This window comes from Chryseobacterium sp. KCF3-3, assembly GCF_045865955.1.
Lineage (GTDB): Bacteria > Bacteroidota > Bacteroidia > Flavobacteriales > Weeksellaceae > Chryseobacterium.
Genome location: NZ_AP035792.1, coordinates 445,972 through 468,020, shown reverse-complemented (window position 1 = coordinate 468,020; position 22,049 = coordinate 445,972). Strand labels below are relative to the sequence as shown.

The window sequence follows — 22,049 nt, the reverse complement described above, 5'->3', positions numbered from 1 at the left end:
AAAGAAATCGGCCATTCCATAATAATATCATAACTTTATAAGACCACACAAAATAACAGTTATGAAATTCATGATCATTTTCTGGGCCGTCTACATCCTTTTTTTCTGTATACCTTTTCCGATATTCATTTATATGATGACTTCGGAAGTAACAGCAGAACCGAGAAATTCATTGGCCGTGAGCTATGGATATCTCGGTTTTTCTTTGATGATATGGGGATATATTCTTGTTTACTTTGTTAATCATCTTTTTATCAAAACCCTTAAAGAAAGAAATACCATTCAGTCTATTCTTCGGAACGGTATTCCAAGAGAAGCAAAAATTATTGATTATAAGCTTCTGAAATATGATCCTAAATCTAATATCAACATCATTGAGATTGTTCTTTCTTTTGCTAATCTGAGGAATGCTCAGATCGAGCACAAGATGATGTTTCATGATACAAAACCACTTGAAAAAAGATTTGATACAGGAAATACCGTTAAGGTTTTGCTCAACCCCAACACCTCACAAAGCCCTTATTTTATCTTAGCAGGTCAGAAGGCCCAATTTAATTCTTCAGGAATGATCCTGAGATTTATATTCATAGCTCTTATGATAGCTTATGTGATTGGACTGTATTATTACTTCTACACCAAAGAATCTTTCGATTTTGGATGGAGATTTCTCACCTTTATGCATCCAATTATTTTCAGTGGAGTGATGATCCTTATTTTTGTATTGATTTTCCAGTTTATTTTCGGAAAATATTTTAAAAATGAAAAAGATGAACGTCTTATGTTTACGGGACGAAATGCCGAAGCCAATATCATCAGTGTAAGCCAGACCGGACTCACGGTGAATGACCAGCCACAAATTATGTTTCAGGTAAGTTTCAAAGATTTTAAAGGAACTGAACACATAACGGTTTACAAGAAAATTGTAAGCCTTTTGAAGCTTTCTTCCATTCCTAAACAAGGAACTATTGAGATCATGTATGACGAAAACGATCCGAAGAAAATAATGATCCCTAAAGGAGTCTAGGGCAGGAATGTAAAATATTAATTCACCTTTTACTCTTTTATCTTATTCATTACCTTTGCCTCTTTAGCTAAATCATATGAAAACAACACTTGTCGATTTAACAAAACCTATTCAGTATAATGCCGGAGACCCATGGTTCATGCGGGTGAAAATTAAACATAAAGCACACAGGAAATCTCACTGGCTGATACGTCTGGCGTTGAGGCTTCCGTCAAGGCTTTTTCCTAAGAACTGGATTGGCTGGGCAGATGATACGATTAAAAATATGGGACTTCATGCCACTACTCATATTGATGCGCCATGGCATTATGGCCCTGTTGTAGAAGGAAAACCAGCTAAAACGATAGATCAGATTCCACTGGAATGGTGCTATGGAGACGGAATTGTGATCGACTGTACTCATAAAGAAGATTTTGTTGCCATTACTATTGATGATCTGAAAAAAGATCTCGATAAAAACGGAATTACTATACAGGAAGGAAATATTGTACTGATCAGAACGGATCGTGATAAAATGATGGGCACTCCTGATTTCGTAGAAAAAGGAACGGGAATGAGCCGTGAAGCTACAGAATGGCTGATTGACCAAGGGGTAAAAGTAATGGGAATTGACCAGTGGGGCTGGGATCTTCCCCTAAAATATATGGCTCAGAAAGCCAAAGAACTCAATGATCCCGAATTCTTCTGGGAAGGCCACCGTGTAGGAATTGAAAAAGAATATTTACATATCGAACAGCTTACGAATCTAAGTGCATTACCTCCATCCGGATTTAAAATCTGTGTTTTTCCCCTTAAAATTGTGGGTGGTTCTGCAGCTCCGGCGAGAGTGGTGGCGATGATGGATGTATAGAAAAAATCATCTCTGACAAAAATAAAAAGGACGAATTTGAAGATTCAGATTCGTCCTTTTACATGTATCATCTTTATTTTCTCAGCTTAATTCTTCTTCCTGAAAAACAAAGCTCTGTTATATTCAAAATTCATTCTGGCGATATTCAGCACAGAAATTCCTTGTGGACATTCCACTTCACAGGCTTCCGTATTGGAGCAGTGCCCGAATAATTCTGTATCCATTTGGGCAATCATATCCAGCACTCTTTTGCTTCGCTCTTCTTTTCCCTGAGGAAGAAGCGCCATATGGGTGATTTTTGCAGAGGTAAACAAAGCTGCACTTCCGTTTTTACAGGTGGCAACACAAGCTCCACATCCGATACAAGCCGCGGAATCAAAAGCTTCTTCAGCCGTCTGATGAGTCACCGGAATAGCCGTAGCATCAGGTGCCTGCCCTGTATTGACAGATACAAAACCTCCTGAAGATATAATTCTGTCAAAAGCAGAACGGTCTACCTTTAAATCTTTTTTTACCGGAAATGCTTCAGCCCGGAATGGCTCTATCAGAATCGTTTCTCCATCTTTAAAGGAACGTAAATGAAGCTGGCAGGTAGTTGTATTTTTCAAAGGACCATGGGCAATACCGTTAATCATCATCCCACATTGTCCGCAGATTCCTTCACGGCAGTCGTGATCAAATTCTACAGGCTCATCCCCTTCAATGATCAGTTTTTCATTCAGGGTATCCAGCATTTCTAAGAAAGACATATGGGAATTTAATCCTTTCAGGTCATAGCTCACAAGCTTTCCTTCACTTTTTCTGTCTTTCTGTCTCCATATCTTAAGATGTAAATCCATAATTTTTGCTTTTTATTTGTAACTTCTTACCGTTGGCTGAATCTCTTCAAAGATCAGAGGTTCCTTAATCAGTTCAGGTTCTCCATTTTCACCTTTCCATGCCCAGGCAGAAATAAATTGGTATTCCGTATCATTTCTCATGGCTTCTCCATCCGGAGTCTGGAATTCTTCTCTGAAATGAGCACCACAGGATTCGTTACGGGTTAAGGCATCATAGCACATCAGTTCTCCTATTTCAAAATAATCGGCTACACGGCCTGCTTTTTCCAGCTCGGTATTCATTTTATCTCCCTGTCCGGAAACTCTTACGTCTTTGTAGAATTCCTGTTTCAGTTTTCGGATTTCCTGAATGGCATATTTTAATCCTTCTTCATTTCTTGCCAGTCCACAATAATCATAAAGGAGTTTTCCTAATGTTTTGTGGAAGTAATCAACGGTTTTTGTTCCTTTGATATTAATGAAATCGTTGATCTGATCTTTAACAGCTTTTTCGGCCTGCTCAAATTCAGGAGTATCCGGTGAAATTTTTCCGGTGTGAATTTCATCCGCCAGATAATTGGCAATCGTGTAAGGAGCAATGAAATATCCGTCTACAGACGCCTGTAAAAGAGAGTTGGCTCCTAATCTGTTGGCTCCGTGATCGGCAAAATTAGCTTCACCCAACGCAAACAATCCCGGAACAGTAGTCATCAGCTCATAATCTACCCAAAGTCCACCCATTGAAAAGTGAGCAGAAGGAGAGATCATCATGGGTTCTTTATACGCATCGTATCCTGTTATTTTAAGATACATATCAAATAAGTTTCCATATTTTTCCTTAATCTTATCTTTTCCCTGTTCCTGAATTGCTTTGGAAAAATCAAGATATACTGCATTTTTCAAAGGTCCGATTCCGAAACCTGCATCAATTCTTTCCTTGGCGGCGCGGGAAGAAATATCCCTTGGAGCAAGGTTTCCGAAAGCAGGATATCTTCTTTCAAGGTAATAGTCTCTTTCATTTTCCGGAATATCATTTGGTGGTCTGTTTTCCCCTTCTTTTAAAGGAACCCAGATTCTTCCGTCATTACGCAATGATTCAGACATTAAGGTCAGTTTAGACTGATAATCTCCGGATTGTGGAAGGGAAGTAGGGTGTACCTGAATCCAGCTAGGGGAAGCCATTAAAGCTCCTTTTTTATGGGCTCTCCAGATTGCAGAACCGTTACATCCCATGGCAAGAGTAGAAAGGTAATAGATTTTTCCGTAACCTCCTGTTGCCAATATTACGGCGTGGGCTGCATGTCTTTCAATGTCTCCGGTATCTAAATTCCTTACGATAATTCCTCTGGCTTTCCCATCAACAGTAACCAGATTCAGCATTTCATGTCTTGAAAATAATTGTACAGAACCTTTTCCGACCTGTCTCATCAATGCCTGATAAGCACCCAGAAGAAGCTGCTGTCCCGTTTGTCCTCTCGCATAGAAAGTACGGCTTACCTGAACTCCTCCGAAGGATCGGTTGTTCAGATATCCACCATATTCCCGACCGAAAGGTACACCTTGTGCTACAGCCTGATCGATGAGGTTCAAAGAACATTCTGCCATTCTGTAGACATTGGCTTCACGGGCTCTGAAGTCTCCTCCTTTTAAGGTATCTACAAACATTCTGTAGACACTGTCACCATCGTTTTTATAGTTTTTGGCGGCATTCACACCTCCTTGTGCTGCTACAGAGTGCGCTCTTCTCGGGCTGTCCTGGAAACAGAATGATTTCACATTATATCCCATTTCCCCTAAAGAAGCTGCGATTGAGCTTCCTGCCAGACCTGTTCCTACAACAATCACGTCCAGTTTTTTACGGTTGGCAGGGTTTACGAGTCTTGCTTTCTTTTTATAATTTTCCCATTTATGTTCTAATGGGCCTTGTGGTATTTTTGAATCTAAAATCATGATCGTTCCTTTTAATGATAAGTAAAGAATACATACACCGGCATCAATGCAAAACCTACACAGATAATGATTGAATAGGCAATCCCGATAGTTTTGAACCATTGTACGAACTTAGGATGATATAATCCCAGAGTTCTTACAGCACTATGGATCCCATGAATCAGGTGATAGCATAAAGCGATCATTGATAAAACGTAAATGATAACGTACCACCATTCTTTAAAGACATTGACAACAAGAATATAGAGATCTTTATTTCCGTTCTCATCCAAAGGAGGATTTCCGAATTTGTAGATATACCAGAAGTTCTGGAAATGGATCACCAGGAAAATAAGGATTAATGTTCCTAGGATTCCCATATTTCTGGAAGCCCATTTGCTGGCTCTTCCACGTCCGTCCGTCTGGTAACCGCCTCCTGACTTTTTATTTTTTAAAGTGATCATAAGCCCGTCTACCGCATGCAGAATAATACTGGCATACAAAACATAAGAAACTATTTTGATAATGATATTTCCTGATAAAAAATGCGAATACGCATTAAATTGCAGGTGTGCCTGTTCTTGTGGAAGAAAAAGCTGAAGATTTCCAAGGAAATGAATCAACAGGAAGAATCCCAAAAAGAGTCCTGTAAGGCACATCAGCATTTTTCTTGACAGTGTTGATAACATATTTTTGATTTAATGATTAATAATATCCTAAGACTTTCATCCACAATCCTCCTACAACCATGTAAATGATCAACAGAACGATTCCTATTTCAAGACCTTTGATCCACCATGTTTTGAGTTCTACATATCCACTTCCGAAAAATACAGGAGCCGGACCGTGTCCGTAATGGGTAAGCACTCCGTAAATAGAACCCATAAAACCTAGCATCATGGCCAGTAACATAGGAGGAATTCCTAAAGAAACACCTACACCCAGTAAGGCTGCATACATGGCCGCTACGTGGGCGGTAGCACTGGCAAAAATATAGTGACTGAAGAAATACACGACAATAATTACCGGGAAAGCTACCTGCCAGCTCAGACCTCCGATCTGAACTTTGATAAGGTTACTGAACCATTCAATGAAGCCCAGTTCATTCAGAGAACTTGCCATCATTACCAGTACGGCGAACCAAACGATAGTATCCCATGCTCCTTTTTCTGCTTTTACATCTTCCCAGGTTAATACTGAGGTTAACAGCAATAATGTCAATCCAATGAAAGCCGTAGTTGTAGCATCAATAGAAAGTGCTCCCCCGAATATCCAAAGGGCTAACAAAATGAAGAATGCCAATAGCATCAGCCATTCATTTTTGGAAATAGGTCCCATTTCTTTTAATTTCTGAGCAGCCACTTTTGGAGCATCTCCTGTTTTTTTCAATTCAGGCGGGTATAATTTGTATAATACCAAAGGAACAATAATGAATGCTACGGCACCCGGAATGAAACCTGCTGCAGCCCATGACATCCATGTAATATCAATACCAAGGTTGGCAGCAAATTTCTGACACATCGGATTACTGGCTGTCCCGGTAAGGAACATTGAGGAAGCGATGAGGTTCATATAGTAACTGTTCAAAGTCAGGAATGAACCTAATTTTCTACGGGTTTCCGGCTTTTCAGGAACGGAATCAAAGCTTGTCGCCATCGATTTCATAATCGGGTAGATAATTCCCCCGCCTCTGGCTGTGTTACTTGGAATGGCAGGTGCCAGACAAAGATCTGCAAGCCCTAATCCATAAGCCAATCCCAATGAGCTTTTACCAAAAACTCTGATGAATATAAAAGCAATACGGTTTCCCAGCCCTGTTTTGATAAACCCTCTGGCAATAAAAAATGAAATCCCGATCAGCCAGATGACTTTGTCTCCAAAACCGGAAAGCGCTTTGGTAATAGATTTCCCGGCATCTCCCGGAACAATTACCTGTGTAAGGGCTGTAAAACCTATGGCCATCATACACATGGTGCCCATAGGAGCTGCTTTTAAAATAATTCCTAATATGGTTGCTGCAAAGATGGCAAACAGATGCCAGGCATTATCAGCAACACCCTCCGGCGCAGGAATGAACCAAATGATTAATGCGACAGCGAATGTAATCGCTACGTTTCTGATATTAATTTCTTTCATGAGGATAAGTGTTTTAAGTGGTTAAAATCTACTCTGTACCTGAACAATGAATAGATTGTTGTTATATTGTAATGTGTTTTCTACTTGATGTTTATAGCGGTCAAACTGTACTCCCAGCTGAATTCTTGCACCGTAATTTTTCAGGAATTCTAATCCGACCATTGGAGTAATTGTTTGTCTTGGGTTGGAAGCCATTCTGAAATTGGTATCAAGGTATTCGTAACGGCATGATAATTCGAAGGCGCTGAGATTTTTGTGGTTGATCTCATATCTTAGATTCGGAAGAAAATAAGCACCGCGGATCAGGTATTGGTCGGGATTATCGGGACGTAATTCAGGTGCAATGGAATTGTATAGAACGTGGTTAGTTGCCTGTTTGGCTTCCAGTTGCATGTCAAGGCTCCATTTTGGATCAAATTCGATCAATGAACTCAGATCTACACCCAGTGCATATACTTTTTTGCTGAAAACTTCTCCGGTACCTCCATTCAGACCTACATTGAAGTGATATTTTTTTGATAATCCGAAAACCAGACGGGTAGAATACTGTTTTCCGTTGTCATTATCATTGATCTGGTTTTTTCCGTTCCCATTCACTACTGAAACAGCATATTGGAAAGGAATTTCTCCCAGTTGAAGTTGTCCTGTAGCAGACATCCCGATCTGAAAGCTTGTCCAGCCCAGTTTTCCAAATTCTGTATATTGATTGGACCAATCCAGAGATTTAATAATGTCAATCGGATAGGTCTCTTCAATACCGAACCAAGGTCTGAATTGTCCTACGGTAATTGCTAATTTGGGATTGAAAGTATACTTCAGGTAAGCATTTTCAAGAACTCTGCTTTTAGGATCATTTTTAAAATCAGCAAGGTTTGCCAAAACAACAACCTCTGTACGTTTACTGATCTGTGCCCGAACCTGAACCCTCATGTATTTGAGCATGAAGTTATTATCAGTTCCGGATCCATCGGTATGATGAAGCCCGTTTACATCAACATCTTTACTCATTCCTACAAGATAACGTGCCTGAAAAAGGCCTTTGATCTGCAGCTGCGGATATTTTACATTGTCTTCTTCTTTTGGAGGAGCTGTGGTTTTCAGAGAATCCTGATTTTGCGCATAAGCTGATAACCCACAGGCCAGCATGCACAGGATCAGGCTTTTCTTTTTAATCGAAAAAAAGGCCATATCTATTTTTGTTTTTTTATTGTGAATTCTATTTTACCACATCTGCTTATCCATCCCGTCAAATATTTGATTTTCAGTATTTCGTCTAATCATAATAGGGCATACTTAGGGTATTATCTACTAAGCACGAGCATTTTTTGTGGTGAAATATCTATTTTAATCCTAAGAATGTGAACGGTGCAGACTCTTTAAATTCAGCATTGGATTTTCCGTTATAAGTGAGGTTATTGCTGAGGTCCAGTTTCATCACTTTTCCTTTAGGGCTTAAGTCGAAATCTTTAAGATCTACCCAAAAAGTGTTGGGAGTGAAAACCGTTTCAAAATAATACACCAGATTTTTCTGATCCGAAACAGAGCGCCATCTTGTTGACGAAATATTAGGCTCTGTAGCAGAAGTGATTCCATAAGGAACAGAGCAGTTTCTGATCACACTGAAAACACTGGCCACTGCTGTACGGGTATCGGCGGTCTGAGGAATCGCATTGATATAGTAAGAGGCTCTTACAAAACGGTCTGCGGCACGGTTGGTTCCCGGAAGCATCACCGTTCCCGGAATGCCCTTCCAGTAATTGTTAAGAGCAAGTTGTTCTTCAAAAACCGGAGAGTTGGTCATTACTGTGTAAGAAGGATCATGATGAATAACCAGTTTCCCGTCAATATATTCAAATACAGCATTGTCTCCTGAAGCGTCAGAGATAGAAAGATGAACCGTTGTGAATCTTTCTGTTCCGGGGATATAATCACTTACAATAACGAAAGGTTCTTTGCGTGAAAACTCTACGGCTTCTTTTACTGTAGCAAAATTATCAAGATAATATTGTGCCCATAATGAAATGGCAATTCCCTTTTTACTTCCTTTTCCATCGAATTTTGGGTATTGGGATTCTCCTAACCAAAGCAGGTTGGCAACTAATCCCTTTTCATTCATACCATCTGCTGAAGCAATGTCCCATGAAGAGCTGATGAGGCTGCCGTACTTTGCTGTCCATTTTACAGATTTAGAACCTACTTGTCCGTTGCGGTCTATTCCTTTTGGTAGTACCCATAAATTGGCGGGGATTTCGTCACGCCAGTCCATAGAACGAGCTGTAATAACAGTATTCTGGGGACCTTTGTAAACTACCCTTGTACAGGCTTCTGAAGGATTCCATAATCCTATAGAGAGGACCAGAGAAAATAAGATTAATGGGAACTTTTTCATAATAGTATTATTTGAATTTAAATTTTATATAGAATTCATTGAGAATAATTCAATGAATTTTTGTCATATTCATTATTTGGTGATATAAATTTAGCGAAATTTGTTTAAATAAAACAATTATTAAGGTTAATAATGTGTAATCCATGTTATGAATCATGATTAAAGAGTGCATTACCTGATTATAGGATTTTTTTTCGTATCTTTTAGATATTTGACATGAAAAAAAGGGGGGAATAATGAATATTTTAATGTGTTTTTGCTTCTTTTTTTGGTGGAAATCTCCCATAAATACTTGGTGGAGCAGGCTTTAAAATTAGATACCACAAAGAAGAAAGCTGTTTGAAAAAACAGTATATTTGATAGATAGACTGAAAAGATATATGAATTTTATAGAGTGCCATGAAGAACCTATCCATATTCCGGGTTCTATTCAGAGTTTTGGTTATTTGATTGGCATTGATGCAGAATCCCATACCATTACTTTTTTTAGCAGGAATATTGCGGATTTATTTAAAGTCGGAAGTTCAGAAGAGCTGTTCGGAAGAAAGATTACCGACTTTCCTGGAAGTTTTCAGAGCATTATTGATTCAGAAATCTATACTTCACTGGACAAGTTTACCAGACGTAAAAATGAAACCTATTTCGATAAGGTTTTTATCAATGATAAAGAGTATCATTTTTCTGTTTTCAGAAGTGAGCTTTATATCTTTCTGGAGTTTGAAGAAGTGATTATTAATCCTAATAAACGGATCTCCAATAAATATGATAACTTTTACATCATTGATAATGAAAAGGAACTCTGGAATCATCTTCTGGAAACGCTTTCGAAGGTGATCAACTATGATCGGATGATGGTCTATAAATTCATGATGGACGGTTCCGGAAAAGTAATTGCCGAAAAGAAGAATGAAAACATGGAAAGTTTCCTTGGGCTTCATTACCCGGAGTCTGATATTCCAAAGCAGGCAAGGGATCTTTATCTTAAAAAAAGAAAAAGAATTTTCAGTAATGTATATGCGGATACTGTTCCTATTTTAAGCAAAAGCGCAGAGAGCATTGATCTCACTTTTTCAGCATCAAGAGGGATGTCACCGGTTCACGGGCAGTATCTGAAAAATTCGGGAGCAGCTTCAAGTTTCAGTGTTTCCATTATTATTGATGACCATCTTTGGGGATTGGTTACCTGCCAGAATGTAGAACCCAAACATATAGATCTTGAGGATAGGGTACAAGCCGGAATTTTTACAACGCTTGCTGCGAATGCCTATTCATCTTTTAAATCAAAAAGCGAACTGAATTACCGTTTGGAACTGAATGAGAAAACATCTCAGCTGAAAACGGAATTTTTAAAACATAATCATCTCTTTGATTCTCTTATTGAATGTAAAAAAGAGATCAGAAATTTACCAGAAGCAGACGGACTTGCCATTGTTTCGGATGAAAATATAATTATAGACGGCAGTACACCTGATGTTGAAACAGTAGGAAGAATTGTAGAATGGGCTCTTGGGAATACTGATGAGCGTATCTATGTAAGCAGAAGCTTCCTTAAAGATCATGGTAAAGAACTTGAATTGACGGAAAATGCGGCAGGAATTGCCATCTATTTTATTGAAAGAGATAAAAATGAAATGCTGATCTGGTTCAGAAAAGAGTTTGATGAACATATCAACTGGGCTGGAAATCCCGAGAAAAAAGTAGAGGTGTTTTCTCAGAATGGAGAGGAAAAACACATGATATCACCGAGAACATCATTCCGTATTTTTACAGAAAATATTAAAGGGTATTCAAAAAGATGGAATTCCAGAAATATAAGTGCTGTACAGGCCGTAAGGGATTTGATCTTGGAAACTTCCCATAAAAATTACAACGCCATCAAAAGGCTTAATGATGAGCTTAAAAAAGTGAATGAGGAACTTGACAGTTTTTCTTACACTATCTCTCATGACCTGGGTACTCCTCTGACTGTAATGAAACTGAATGCACAGATGCTTTTGGGAAATCTTGCAGCTGATGCTGAAAAAAGTAAAACCAAAATCAATTCAATTATTGAGGAAATCGACAATATGGCGGAAATGATGCATGATGTGTTGCAATTGAGTAGAGCCAAGCATAGTGAAATCCAACTTGAAAGTCTGAAAACAGCTCATACAATTGAGAAAATTTCCGAAAATGCCAAAATGACCTATGGCAGTCCGAATAGTGAAATTATCATTAAAGAATGCCCTGATGTATTGGCTGATAAAACCATGCTTCATCAGGTGTTTTTGAATATCATCAACAATGCTGTAAAATATTCTTCCCATAAGGATCTGCCCAAAGTGGAAATTGAAGGGACAGAAGATGGGCAGACCATTATTTACAGAATCTCAGACAACGGTATCGGTATTCCTGTGGAAGAGAAGCATAAAATGTTTAAAATCTTCAACCGGATGGATAATGCCAAGAAGTTTAAAGGAAACGGAGTAGGACTGTCTATTGTACACCGCATCATGAAAAGATTGGGAGGAAATGTAGATTTTGAAAGCAGCAGTGAAGGGACTTCTTTTATTTTAACGTTCAAAAAGCCTTATATTTGAGAAACTTTTAAAACGTTATTTATGGTATCAGAATATCTAAAACAGAATACAGCAGATTATCACGATGCAGCAGAAAAACTTTTTAATTCTGAAAAGATTTTCAACAAAACTTTCACTTTAGAAGATTATAAAAAAATCATTCATACCAATTACCTGATGCTTCTTCACAGTGAAGATAAAATATTCAGCAGCCTTTCTGATAAGTATGCAGAAAAACTTCAGCTGGATGAAAGAAAGAAGCTTTCCCTTATTGAAAAAGACCTGAAAAGCCTCTCCCTGGAAAATCAGGAAGTTTCTCATTCCCTTGAGTTCAATAACGAACATGAGGCACTTGGAGCGATGTATGTGATTGAAGGTTCTACCCTTGGTGGAAATGTAATTGCAAAGCAACTTTCCAAAACGGAGGGTTTTGATGAGGTTACCTTCAACTTTTTCGGATGCTATCAGGAAAATACGGGGCCAATGTGGAAAAACTTCAAGGAAGTTCTGGACACAGAAGTTGCTGAAGAAAACTATAATGAAGTGCTTTCCGGTGCGAAAAAACTATATACGTTTTTACTGAACGTCAACTAATTTATTTTAATTCTAATTAAATTCCTGAAAAATTGCTCAATTTTTCAGGAATTGTTAAATTTGGGGAGTTTCAAATTTAAACTTAACTAACAAAAATAATTTTTAAAAAGTAACAATATGAAAGTAACTGTAGTAGGTGCAGGCGCTGTAGGAGCAAGCTGTGCAGAATACATCGCAATGAAGAACTTCTGTTCAGAAGTAGTTTTGGTAGACATTAAAGAAGGGTTTGCTGAAGGGAAAGCAATGGATTTGATGCAGACAGCATCTCTTAACGGATTTGATACAAAAATTACGGGTACAACAGGAGATTACAGCAAAACTGCAGGTTCTCATGTAGCAGTAATCACTTCAGGGATTCCAAGAAAACCTGGAATGACTAGAGAAGAATTGATCGGTATCAATGCTGGTATCGTGAAAGAGGTTACTGAAAACTTAGTAAAACACTCTCCGGAAGTAATCATCATCGTGGTTTCTAACCCAATGGATACGATGGCTTACCTTGTTCACAAAACATCAGGTCTTCCTAAGCACAAAATCATCGGAATGGGTGGTGCATTAGACTCTGCAAGATTCAAATACAGATTGGCTGAAGCATTAGAGGCTCCAATTTCTGATGTAGACGGAATGGTAATCGCTGCTCACAGTGATACAGGTATGCTTCCATTATTGAGCAAAGCGACAAGAAATGGTGTTCCTGTAACTGAGTTCTTAAGTGATGAACAACAAAAATATGTAATCGAAGAAACTAAAGTAGGAGGAGCTACGCTTACGAAATTATTAGGAACTTCAGCTTGGTATGCTCCAGGTGCAGCAGTTTCTGTAATGGTTCAGGCGATTGCATGTGACCAGAAGAAAATGATCCCTTGTTCTTTAATGCTTGAAGGAGAATACGGACAAAACGATATCTGCCTGGGTGTTCCTGCGATCATCGGAGCAAACGGAGTAGAATCAATTGTAAACGTAACGTTGACTGCTGAAGAGCAATTGAAATTCGCTGAAGCTGCTAATGCAGTAAGAGAGGTGAATGGAGATTTGAAATTCTAATTTACTGAATCTTATATAAAAAGAAACCGTACCGAAAGGTGCGGTTTTTTTATTAATTTTGTTTTTCGTTTGAGCTATTTTTCCGATTCGCTGGCGCGAGCGTCCCGCTCGTGCCCATCCTCATAAATTAACATCTATTTCCAGCACTTTCTCATAATCATCACAATAATTTCTAGCACTGCTATATTTCCATTCTCAAGACTCCATAACAAAACCTGCCTCAACTGGGTTTTGATGAACATAATTTAGTTTCTGCTCAAATACCTTCAACGTCCATATTTCTATGGGATTATTATTCTGCTGCCAAAACTGATACTTTTTTATATTGGAATTTCGGCTTCCTGCTTTTTTAAACATCCACAATAACCATTCTTTTCTGCTTTCCTGATTATTTTCTTCGATAGCCTTAAGCAACTTTTTAGCGGTAAAACCTTTAAAATCTCTTATTAATTCTGAAGGTTGACCTTTTTCTGATCTGAAAATTAAATGTATATGACTGGGCATGATACAATATCCGAAAATAATCATTCCTTTATTCTTTCTACAATAATTCAATGCTTCAATAATGATATCGAAATATTCAATTCTTGTAAAAATATCAATCCAAAATACCGTAGCAAAACTTATGAAATAAGCTCCTTCTTTTTCATGAAATTTGTGTTTTCTGCTCATTATCTAAAATTAATAAAAACACACATTATTATTTTTAGAAATTAAATTTTTAAATGTTAATTATTGTGGGGACACGAGCGGGACGCTCGCGCCAGCGAGGGGCTGCTAATGCAGTAAGAGAGGTGAATGGAGATTTGAAATTCTAATTTACTGAATCTTATATAAAAAGAAACCGTACCGAAAGGTGCGGTTTTTTTATTAATTTTGTTTTTCGTTTGAGCTATTTTTCCGATTCGCTGGCGCGAGCGTCCCGCTCGTGCCCATCCTCATAAATTAACATCTATTTCCAGCACTTTCTCATAATCATCACAATAATTTCTAGCACTGCTATATTTCCATTCCCAAGACTCCATAACAAAACCTGCCTCAACTGGGTTTTGATGAACATAATTTAGTTTCTGCTCAAATACCTTCAACGTCCATATTTCTATGGGATTATTATTCTGCTGCCAAAACTGATACTTTTTTATATTGGAATTTCGGCTTCCTGCTTTTTTAAACATCCACAATAACCATTCTTTTCTGCTTTCCTGATTATTTTCTTCGATAGCCTTAAGCAACTTTTTAGCGGTAAAACCTTTAAAATCTCTTATTAATTCTGAAGGTTGACCTTTTTCTGATCTGAAAATTAAATGTATATGACTGGGCATGATACAATATCCGAAAATAATCATTCCTTTATTCTTTCTACAATAATTCAATGCTTCAATAATAATATCAAAATATTCAATTCTTGTAAAAATATCAATCCAAAATACCGTAGCAAAACTTATGAAATAAGCTCCTTCTTTTTCATGAAATTTGTGTTTTCTGCTCATTATCTAAAATTAATAAAAACTCACATTATTATTTTTAGAAATTAAATTTTTAAATGTTAATTATTGGGGGACGCTCGCGTCAGCGGAGGGATACTTTGATCGTAATTGTACAGGGTTTCGGCGCGGCCACGGGCCGCGCCGAAACCTACAAAAATGAAGTTACCAATACCATATCATTTTATTGTATTCACAAAACGGCTTACAGCATTTACAAAGTCTTTATTTTTCTCATAATACAAAAGATGTCCGCCATCAATGGAAAATACTTTCTGATTGGGAAACCTGAAGGTTTTATAATGCTGAGTTCCCACTGCTTTATCCTTTTTTCCCGTAATAATAAGAACAGGAACATTAATCTCTTTTGTCATTGGAGCATAATCAGCGTAATATTCAGGAAAATCTTTAGGTTTTGAAATGACAGCCATTCCGAAGTCGATGATTCTGGGGTGAAGGGAATCAATCTTATCCGATTCTTTTATGGTTTCAATATCTTCGGTCAGGAATTTATATCCGATTCTTTTCTTTCTTAAAGCGCTGCTGACTTTTGAAAGTTCTGAAGAAAGGCTGTCTTTAGGAATTGCTCTGTTTTTTAGCTTTAATAGGCTGTTTCCATATTCAATCTGTTCCTTGACAGATTCATCATTCAGAAAATGCAGGGTGACATTGGCAAGGATGAGTCCTTTGGTATGCTGGGGATATTTTTTTGCATAGTTTACAGCTATTATTCCACCAAAAGAATGAGCGAGCAGTAAGATCTTTTTCAATTTGAGATGCTGTCTCAGTTCTTCAATATCCTGAATCATTTTGTCAAGATGGTAGTTTTCAGAAGTGCCGGATTCACCGGAACCCCGCTGATCCATATAAACCATCTGCATGTTTTTTTCCAGATTATTTCCACCCATTAGTTCAAAGGAAGAATATCCTTGTCCGGGACCACCGGGAATATAAAAACATGCTTCTCCTTTTCCTGAGACTTTGTATTTGATTTTTACATGATCAGAGGTTTCAAAAAAGGCTTCTGATGGATGATTCTGAGCTGAAAAGACTGTCAGTGAAACGAAAAAAAATAATAAGTGAGCAATTGTTTTCATACTATTATAACAATTGTAATAAGCTGTTTATTACTAGAATAACAAATTATCTTTCTATTAAAGCTTATTTTTTTGAGAACATACTCTCATTAACTTCAGTTTCAATATATTCGATAATTCTATTCCAATCTTGACTTAAGAAAGGGCCCGTTTCAGCCTTTCAAAGTTCTGCAATCTTTTCAAACAGTTTAGGATAAGCCGTTACTAATCCCGTTTCATCGATTGAAATCTCTGCTTTAAAATCATTTTCTATATTTTCATACAAATATTGATTAGCAGCGGTCCGGGTATATTGCTGCTGGACAGGCCTTATATGATGATTTAAAATATCAATATAGAGGACATCAATTTTCTGAGAATTGTTTTCAGAAAGTTTTAAATAGTTGATAGGTAGCGTATTGGTAAATGGCGTCAGAGAAATATCTATAAATTTAAAATTATTGAATTCCGGGTTTATAACATGATTAATTTCCCATTGATCCTGGATTTTTTTTCCGGCAAGTGTTCTTTTTACTTTATTGATCTCCGATTCGATCAGAAAGTCCTGAATGATCCAGTTTTTATCAATGTGAATTTTATACTCTATACTATATATTTTATCTTCATGGCAACCGATGATCTTTGATTCTGCCGCATAGTTTTTATCATCGGATTGTAAATTAAAATATTCAAAAGATTGATAAAATATTCCTTTCCAGATCAATGTTGTCATAATATATTATTTGGTGCTTAATGTGATTTCATTAGTTTTAACGGGTTTGGTTTTTCCATTGCGGCTCCAGAAATGAAGCCAGCTGAGTGAGAGATGGCGCAATAATTAGAAAATGATAAACTTCAGAGCGTTTTGCAATATATTAATTGATCCTGTTTTTACGAAAATAATGAAGTTCACTTAAATTCTTCAAAAGAAAAGCATCAGATTATTTAGGTAAAGGATCAGAAATGTACAGGTTTTTTTCATTAATTTTAAGAATATTGGCATCATTGGTGTACCAATCCACAAATTTGTCATATTCTTCTTTATTATTGGTAAGCCAATTTTTAAAAGCCTCTTTATCTCCTATCTGAAACAGGTAATAATTATAAGCATTAAATAGGTTGTTGTCATCCATTATTTTTTGATAGTTTAATAAAACATTTGAAGGATTGCTCTTGATTTTGAAATATTCCTTCAATGCCTTTTTTCTGATGTCTGATAGGGTTTCCAGATTAATTTCTTTTTTATTAGCAGTAGCGAGTGCAAAATATCCGCTGTAAAGAATACAAAAAGGGAGAGGGCCATTAGGTTTACTGTCTTTTTCAATAATGATAATGGCCTGGCAAAGATCAACTGTTGTACTTTTTTCTTTGAATTTTATCGCTTTTTTATACCCGCTATATAAAAGTTGGCTCATTTCCTGGCTTCTGGAAGTAGTACGTTCCAGATTTAAGAATATTTCACCATAAATCAGACCGTATAGCAAATTATTAGAATTTAGAAATAATTTGGCTATTCTGTAGTAGTTGGATGGATATGACGGTTCTGCCTTTATTCCTTTTTCGTAGTTTTCAACGGCTTGGTTTATTTTCTTTTGAAGTTCAAGGACAATTCCTTTCTCCAAATAAAGTTTTCCGGAAGACGGAAATTTTTTTAATCCTTCATCATAAGCCTTTATAGCTTGTTCCGGGTTATCAGCATAATCATAGGCATTACCTAGAAGGGCATAATAATAGTCATCAATATTTGGATAATCTTTGATTTTTTCTAACAGTGATATGGCACTCTTATAATCTTCTTTTCGGATATAAGCAAGTGCAATTTCATATGGATAAGTATAATCTTTTGGATCTTTTTTTTCACATTCTCTAAGAATAGCGATCCCCTCATCATATTTTTCTTCATCAATAAGTTTGACAGCATCATGAACTTCTGCACATTTGAATGTCTTTTTCTGCGAATAAATGAATGAAAAGGCAGTGAGTGCAGCTAAAAAATAAATTTGTCGTAACATGAGTTTTTTGATATTAGTCTTATTGCAAATATGCATTTTTTTAAACAAAAAAAGAGCGATAAAAACCGCCCTCAACAAAATTTTATCTAACAAATATTTTTTACATATAAACACATCCGCATCCTGTTTCCCATTCCTGGCACAGGCGCATAGGTTCATTGCATCCAGGGTTGCTACCACCTCCTCCGGAAACTCTGTAACAAGTACCGTCGCTGCAATAATACGAACCTATAGTTGGCGGGCAGTTACCATCCATATCACATATGGCATACGGAGTGTCGCCACCACTGATCAACACAAGCTGATTTCTCTTTAATTTTTTTAAATTTTTCATAGTAATCATTTTTAATTTGTTGATTACTAATGTATAAAATTATTAACACACCAGCAAGTGTTTTAATGAATTTGGTGGAATTACTCTACATCTAAAGTCATAAAAAGCGCGATTTCCTCTGCATTTTCATACAATCTTGTATTCAGTCCGGTAATATTGAATCCCATTCTTCTGTAAAATTGTATCGCAGGATAATTGGTGTTCTGTGTTTCCAGTTCAATCACTCTGCAATTCAATTTCCTGGCTTCTTTAATGGCACTTTTAATCAACATAATTCCGATTCCCTGTCTTCTGTATTTTTCGTTGATCAGGATATTTTCAATATAAAAACTATTGTTCCAGGTCCTGTGTTCACAGATAATCCAGCCTGCCAATTCTTCATTAACAAAAGCACCGAAAGAATTTCCCTGTTCAATAATGGTATTCAATTCTTCAAGATCTTCAGAAGTCGTTTCCCATATTTTGTGGTAAGGCAAAGACTTCTCTTTTAAAATAAACTCAAAAGAACCTCCAAACTCAATAGAGGAAACCACATATCTTATGTCTGTTGTATACCCGTTATGTCCCCAATCCAGACTTGGATTAGAGGTTAGTTTTTGTAATTTTTTTATTTCCACCCATGTATATTTTTATTTTATTGAATTTCAGTACAAATTTCTACCAGATAATTGTTGGGATCTTTAATATAAGCCGTTTTTTGTCCCCATGGTTTTATAGCAATCTCTTCATAAAGGACAGCTCCGTTTTTTATTGCTTTTTCTACCAAAGCCTCCACATCATCTGTTGTAAAGCCAAGTTCCATTCCGAAAGGCTGGTCTTCTGCTTTTGCTGTTATAAATCCTTTTTTAATATTGGAATTTGCCAGGCTCACAGAAGCGAATGAGAGACTTGTTTCTCCGGTCAGGAGTTCACCATAATCTTTTTCGGGAGTGATGAATTTTATTTCAGAGTCAAAAGTGTTTTTATAAAAGTTCATAGATATTTCTACATCTTCTACATAGAGAATGACATACTTGAATTTGATCATATGATTGAATTTAAATAGTTTTATTTCTTGTTGATAATATATTCTTCGTCTGCCATCAGTTCTATATGAGGCCCATGTAAAGGATACTCTTTAAAACTTCCGAAATGGCCAAAATGAAGAGGGTATTTCTGAGTGAGCTGTCTTACTTTATTGCCAAAAGAATTGATGTCTACCTTTTGAAAAGAATCTTTTTTCTGTCTGCCATTAGTGAAAAAAAGCATCAGGTTACAATGATCTTTAAAATCAAAATCATGATAGTAAAATACGTCGAGGTTTTCTTCTCTGCAAATCTGGATCATATCATCAATTAGCTCTTTTTTATGGTGTAAAGGCAGATTACAATCTATTCTGGCTGCATAATTTTCTGCATTATTTTTTTTGAATTCAGAACCCACCATCTGGATGAAACGATGCTCTATATTTTTGAAATCCTCTCTTTCCGGAGGATAGCTTTTGCTGGATTGAATGGTAAAAGGAAGACTTGCATCCAATAATACTGCGCTTTCACGGATCAATAACTCTTCAATCTCTTTGGCAAACTGAAAATGAAAATCAAAAAGCATATGGTCTCCAATATTGATGATGATTTGATTTCCATCGATATTCAGGTATAAATATGTTTTCTTGAAATCTGATTTTAGCGCTTCCAGTTTATGAATAAAATCGTCTGTATTTTCAACCTCAATTCTTGCCACCAGTTCAGCAGGATTATCGGCATGTCCTCCATATCCGGGATAAAATTTGAAAAACTGAAAATCATATAATTGATCTGGGAATTTGAAATACCAGTATACACCTAGAATCATAGAAGATTATTGATAATTGTACAATAATCAAATTTAAATAAAATTTCATACTCCAAAACTTTCAAAACCCTTAAATTTGTTGTCAATAAAAATTTACTTGGATGCTTAGGAACATTTCAATTGCGGCAGCTACTTTATTGTCCGTAGTTACAATTAATGCACAGAAGAACAGAAATACTCAACTGGAAAGACCCAAATTAGTTGTAGGTCTGGTAGTAGACCAGATGCGTTGGGACTATTTGTACCGTTTCTACGGTAAGTATGGGAATGATGGTTTTAAAAGACTTTTGAATACAGGATATTCTTTGAATAATGTACATATTCCTTATGTTCCTACCATTACAGCTTTAGGACATACATGTATCTATACAGGATCTGTACCGGCTATTCATGGAATTGCAGGAAACGACTGGACAGATAAAGAAACAGGTAAAGGCGTTTACTGTACCGCAGATGAGAGCGTTCAGCCGGTAGGAACTACCAATACAAAAACAGGAAGTCACTCTCCGAAAAATCTTTGGTCAACTACAGTAACTGACGAATTGAGACTGGCAACGAACTTCCAGGGAAAAGTAGTGGGGGTTTCTTTGAAAGACCGTGCTTCTATTCTTCCTGCAGGACACACTCCAAACGGAGCTTTCTGGTTTGATGACAGTACAGGAAATTTCATTACCAGTACTTGGTATATGAATGATCTTCCTCAGTGGGTAAAATCATTTAATTCGCAAAACCTTCCTGAAAAATTAGTAGCCAACGGATGGAATACTTTACTTCCAATTAATGAATATACTGAAAGTGCACCAGACAATTCTCCTTGGGAAGGTCTGTTGGGAAGTGCAAAAACACCTACTTTCCCTTACAGTAATTTAGCAAAAGATTACCAGACTAAAAAAGACAATATCCGTTATACACCTTTCGGAAATACGCTGACATTGAAATTGGCAGAAGCTTCTGTAGAAGGTGAAAAACTAGGTGGAGATAATATCACTGACTTCTTAGCCATCAACCTGGCATCTACGGATTATGCAGGGCATAAATTTGGACCGAATTCTATTGAAGTAGAAGATGTTTATATCAGACTAGATCAGGATTTGGCAGAGTTCTTCAAATATCTTGATTCAAAGGTAGGAAAAGGGGAGTACACTGTTTTCCTTTCTGCTGACCATGGTGGAGCACACTCTGTAGGATTCCTTAAAGAACATAAAATTCCAACCGGTTTCTTCGGAGAAGATGCAGAAAAGAATCTGAACCAGAAACTGAAAGAAAAGTTCGGAGCAGATAAATTGGTTAATGCCATTGATAACTATCAGGTTTATTTCGACAGAAAAGTATTGGCAGACAACAAGCTTGAATTGGACGATGTAAGAAACTTTGCTGTAAAAGAAATTGAGAAAGATCCTACTGTTTTATATGCTGTTTCTGTAGACAAAGTTCAGGAGGCAAGCATTCCGGAACCAATCAAACAAAGAATTATTAATGGAATCAACAGACAGAGAAGTGGAGATATCCAGTTAATTTCTCATGATTCTATGCTTCCGCCATATTCTAAAACAGGAACTACACACAGTGTATGGAATTCTTATGATTCTCACATTCCATTGATCTTTATGGGTTGGGGAGTGAAACAGGGAGAAAGCAACAAAGAATATCACATGACAGATATTGCTCCTACGGTATCTTCTTTATTGAAAATCCAGTTTCCAAGTGGAAATGTAGGAAATCCGATTACAGAAGTTATTGGTAAATAAATTAATTATAGAACAAATCTGTTTAAACGTTTATTTTTTGAAACATTAAGATTGTATTAAGGTGTTGAGAGTATTAAGATGAGCTTCGCTTTAAGCTTAAAAATCAGAATGATTTATCTTAACTATACTTTATTTTTAATGGTTCATCAAAATTTTTTGATAAGTTTAAACAGTTACAGTATAAAAAACATCCCAATTTGGGATGTTTTTTTATTTTCAT

General features: G+C 36.7%; 20 protein-coding genes and 1 pseudogene. 6 read left to right on the top strand and 15 right to left on the bottom strand.

Annotated features, from left to right (window positions below; translation table 11 throughout):
* The first annotated feature begins 61 nt into the window (after window positions 1-61).
* Window positions 62-1,024, top strand: a complete 963-nt coding sequence (locus ACKTTZ_RS02160) for a hypothetical protein (RefSeq protein WP_034699328.1) — start codon at window positions 62-64, stop codon at window positions 1,022-1,024.
* Between the two features lie 76 nt (window positions 1,025-1,100).
* A complete protein-coding gene (locus ACKTTZ_RS02155; RefSeq protein ID WP_407847128.1) occupies window positions 1,101-1,874 on the top strand; it encodes a cyclase family protein in 774 nt (257 codons plus the stop codon).
* 86 nt (window positions 1,875-1,960) lie between these two features.
* Here the strand turns inward: ACKTTZ_RS02155 and ACKTTZ_RS02150 are convergent, their stop codons facing one another.
* The 6 genes from ACKTTZ_RS02150 to ACKTTZ_RS02125 all read right to left on the bottom strand — a co-directional run bounded on the left by ACKTTZ_RS02150 (window position 1,961) and on the right by ACKTTZ_RS02125 (window position 9,146).
* Window positions 1,961-2,713: a succinate dehydrogenase/fumarate reductase iron-sulfur subunit gene (locus ACKTTZ_RS02150; protein WP_034699333.1), complete on the bottom strand. Its 753-nt coding sequence runs from the start codon at window positions 2,711-2,713 to the stop codon at window positions 1,961-1,963.
* A gap of 12 nt (window positions 2,714-2,725) precedes the next feature.
* Window positions 2,726-4,642: a fumarate reductase/succinate dehydrogenase flavoprotein subunit gene (locus ACKTTZ_RS02145; protein WP_407847126.1), complete on the bottom strand. Its 1,917-nt coding sequence runs from the start codon at window positions 4,640-4,642 to the stop codon at window positions 2,726-2,728.
* 11 nt (window positions 4,643-4,653) lie between these two features.
* Complete coding sequence (locus ACKTTZ_RS02140) at window positions 4,654-5,310, bottom strand: succinate dehydrogenase cytochrome b subunit (protein WP_034699337.1); 657 nt, start codon at window positions 5,308-5,310, stop codon at window positions 4,654-4,656.
* A 16-nt stretch (window positions 5,311-5,326) separates the two neighbouring features.
* Window positions 5,327-6,757, bottom strand: coding sequence for an anion permease (locus ACKTTZ_RS02135; protein WP_034699340.1), 1,431 nt, complete (start codon window positions 6,755-6,757; stop codon window positions 5,327-5,329).
* Between the two features lie 21 nt (window positions 6,758-6,778).
* Window positions 6,779-7,945 carry a porin gene (locus tag ACKTTZ_RS02130; RefSeq protein ID WP_034699343.1) on the bottom strand — a complete coding sequence of 389 codons (1,167 nt, stop codon included), beginning with the start codon at window positions 7,943-7,945 and terminating at the stop codon, window positions 6,779-6,781.
* 151 nt (window positions 7,946-8,096) lie between these two features.
* Window positions 8,097-9,146 carry a linear amide C-N hydrolase gene (locus tag ACKTTZ_RS02125; protein WP_034699346.1) on the bottom strand — a complete coding sequence of 350 codons (1,050 nt, stop codon included), beginning with the start codon at window positions 9,144-9,146 and terminating at the stop codon, window positions 8,097-8,099.
* 380 nt (window positions 9,147-9,526) lie between these two features.
* Between ACKTTZ_RS02125 and ACKTTZ_RS02120 the strand changes: the two genes are divergently transcribed.
* The 3 genes from ACKTTZ_RS02120 (at window position 9,527) to ACKTTZ_RS02110 (ending at window position 13,342) form a co-directional block, all read left to right on the top strand.
* On the top strand, window positions 9,527-11,725 hold the full coding sequence (locus ACKTTZ_RS02120) for an ATP-binding protein (protein WP_253318151.1): 2,199 nt from the start codon (window positions 9,527-9,529) through the stop codon (window positions 11,723-11,725).
* Between the two features lie 21 nt (window positions 11,726-11,746).
* Complete coding sequence (locus tag ACKTTZ_RS02115) at window positions 11,747-12,298, top strand: biliverdin-producing heme oxygenase (protein WP_407847123.1); 552 nt, start codon at window positions 11,747-11,749, stop codon at window positions 12,296-12,298.
* Between the two features lie 117 nt (window positions 12,299-12,415).
* The gene (locus ACKTTZ_RS02110; protein WP_034699354.1) at window positions 12,416-13,342 is read left to right on the top strand and encodes a malate dehydrogenase; all 927 of its coding nucleotides are present in this window, start codon (window positions 12,416-12,418) and stop codon (window positions 13,340-13,342) included.
* 120 nt (window positions 13,343-13,462) lie between these two features.
* Here ACKTTZ_RS02110 and ACKTTZ_RS02105 read toward each other — a convergent pair.
* From ACKTTZ_RS02105 to ACKTTZ_RS02065, 9 genes and pseudogenes are all read right to left on the bottom strand, one after another.
* Window positions 13,463-14,014, bottom strand: a pseudogene (locus ACKTTZ_RS02105) (REP-associated tyrosine transposase).
* A 266-nt stretch (window positions 14,015-14,280) separates the two neighbouring features.
* Window positions 14,281-14,832: an REP-associated tyrosine transposase gene (locus ACKTTZ_RS02100; protein WP_253318255.1), complete on the bottom strand. Its 552-nt coding sequence runs from the start codon at window positions 14,830-14,832 to the stop codon at window positions 14,281-14,283.
* A 173-nt stretch (window positions 14,833-15,005) separates the two neighbouring features.
* Complete coding sequence (locus ACKTTZ_RS02095; protein WP_407847120.1) at window positions 15,006-15,923, bottom strand: alpha/beta fold hydrolase; 918 nt, start codon at window positions 15,921-15,923, stop codon at window positions 15,006-15,008.
* Window positions 15,924-16,083: 160 nt separating this feature from the next.
* Entirely contained in the window at window positions 16,084-16,635 is a 552-nt protein-coding gene (locus ACKTTZ_RS02090; RefSeq protein ID WP_407847118.1) for a putative glycolipid-binding domain-containing protein, read from the bottom strand.
* A 208-nt stretch (window positions 16,636-16,843) separates the two neighbouring features.
* Complete coding sequence (locus tag ACKTTZ_RS02085) at window positions 16,844-17,914, bottom strand: tetratricopeptide repeat protein (RefSeq protein WP_407847116.1); 1,071 nt, start codon at window positions 17,912-17,914, stop codon at window positions 16,844-16,846.
* Between the two features lie 100 nt (window positions 17,915-18,014).
* A complete protein-coding gene (locus ACKTTZ_RS02080) occupies window positions 18,015-18,257 on the bottom strand; it encodes a hypothetical protein (protein ID WP_407847114.1) in 243 nt (80 codons plus the stop codon).
* A gap of 71 nt (window positions 18,258-18,328) precedes the next feature.
* Window positions 18,329-18,865 (bottom strand): GNAT family N-acetyltransferase, encoded by a 537-nt coding sequence (locus ACKTTZ_RS02075; protein WP_034699359.1) that lies wholly within the window; start codon window positions 18,863-18,865, stop codon window positions 18,329-18,331.
* A 17-nt stretch (window positions 18,866-18,882) separates the two neighbouring features.
* Window positions 18,883-19,275 carry a VOC family protein gene (locus tag ACKTTZ_RS02070; RefSeq protein ID WP_253318125.1) on the bottom strand — a complete coding sequence of 131 codons (393 nt, stop codon included), beginning with the start codon at window positions 19,273-19,275 and terminating at the stop codon, window positions 18,883-18,885.
* 20 nt (window positions 19,276-19,295) lie between these two features.
* Window positions 19,296-20,081, bottom strand: a complete 786-nt coding sequence (locus tag ACKTTZ_RS02065; RefSeq protein ID WP_407847111.1) for a hypothetical protein — start codon at window positions 20,079-20,081, stop codon at window positions 19,296-19,298.
* Window positions 20,082-20,182: 101 nt separating this feature from the next.
* Here ACKTTZ_RS02065 and pafA point away from each other — a divergent pair, with 101 nt between their 5' ends.
* Window positions 20,183-21,829 (top strand): alkaline phosphatase PafA, encoded by a 1,647-nt coding sequence (gene pafA, locus ACKTTZ_RS02060; RefSeq protein ID WP_034699367.1) that lies wholly within the window; start codon window positions 20,183-20,185, stop codon window positions 21,827-21,829.
* The last annotated feature ends 220 nt before the right edge of the window (window positions 21,830-22,049 follow it).

What these genes read in the sequence shown, in the direction of transcription:
- ACKTTZ_RS02065 (WP_407847111.1), bottom strand. Translation starts at nt 20,081, where the DNA reads ATGATTCTAGGTGTATACTGGTATTTCAAATTCCCAGATCAATTATAT.
- ACKTTZ_RS02100 (WP_253318255.1), bottom strand. Translation starts at nt 14,832, where the DNA reads ATGAGCAGAAAACACAAATTTCATGAAAAAGAAGGAGCTTATTTCATA.
- ACKTTZ_RS02085 (WP_407847116.1), bottom strand. Translation starts at nt 17,914, where the DNA reads ATGTTACGACAAATTTATTTTTTAGCTGCACTCACTGCCTTTTCATTC.
- ACKTTZ_RS02160 (WP_034699328.1), top strand. Translation starts at nt 62, where the DNA reads ATGAAATTCATGATCATTTTCTGGGCCGTCTACATCCTTTTTTTCTGT.
- pafA (WP_034699367.1), top strand. Translation starts at nt 20,183, where the DNA reads ATGCTTAGGAACATTTCAATTGCGGCAGCTACTTTATTGTCCGTAGTT.
- ACKTTZ_RS02110 (WP_034699354.1), top strand. Translation starts at nt 12,416, where the DNA reads ATGAAAGTAACTGTAGTAGGTGCAGGCGCTGTAGGAGCAAGCTGTGCA.
- ACKTTZ_RS02120 (WP_253318151.1), top strand. Translation starts at nt 9,527, where the DNA reads ATGAATTTTATAGAGTGCCATGAAGAACCTATCCATATTCCGGGTTCT.
- ACKTTZ_RS02090 (WP_407847118.1), bottom strand. Translation starts at nt 16,635, where the DNA reads ATGACAACATTGATCTGGAAAGGAATATTTTATCAATCTTTTGAATAT.
- ACKTTZ_RS02080 (WP_407847114.1), bottom strand. Translation starts at nt 18,257, where the DNA reads ATGATTACTATGAAAAATTTAAAAAAATTAAAGAGAAATCAGCTTGTG.
- ACKTTZ_RS02150 (WP_034699333.1), bottom strand. Translation starts at nt 2,713, where the DNA reads ATGGATTTACATCTTAAGATATGGAGACAGAAAGACAGAAAAAGTGAA.
- ACKTTZ_RS02095 (WP_407847120.1), bottom strand. Translation starts at nt 15,923, where the DNA reads ATGAAAACAATTGCTCACTTATTATTTTTTTTCGTTTCACTGACAGTC.
- ACKTTZ_RS02070 (WP_253318125.1), bottom strand. Translation starts at nt 19,275, where the DNA reads ATGATCAAATTCAAGTATGTCATTCTCTATGTAGAAGATGTAGAAATA.
- ACKTTZ_RS02135 (WP_034699340.1), bottom strand. Translation starts at nt 6,757, where the DNA reads ATGAAAGAAATTAATATCAGAAACGTAGCGATTACATTCGCTGTCGCA.
- ACKTTZ_RS02140 (WP_034699337.1), bottom strand. Translation starts at nt 5,310, where the DNA reads ATGTTATCAACACTGTCAAGAAAAATGCTGATGTGCCTTACAGGACTC.
- ACKTTZ_RS02130 (WP_034699343.1), bottom strand. Translation starts at nt 7,945, where the DNA reads ATGGCCTTTTTTTCGATTAAAAAGAAAAGCCTGATCCTGTGCATGCTG.
- ACKTTZ_RS02145 (WP_407847126.1), bottom strand. Translation starts at nt 4,642, where the DNA reads ATGATTTTAGATTCAAAAATACCACAAGGCCCATTAGAACATAAATGG.
- ACKTTZ_RS02155 (WP_407847128.1), top strand. Translation starts at nt 1,101, where the DNA reads ATGAAAACAACACTTGTCGATTTAACAAAACCTATTCAGTATAATGCC.
- ACKTTZ_RS02125 (WP_034699346.1), bottom strand. Translation starts at nt 9,146, where the DNA reads ATGAAAAAGTTCCCATTAATCTTATTTTCTCTGGTCCTCTCTATAGGA.
- ACKTTZ_RS02115 (WP_407847123.1), top strand. Translation starts at nt 11,747, where the DNA reads ATGGTATCAGAATATCTAAAACAGAATACAGCAGATTATCACGATGCA.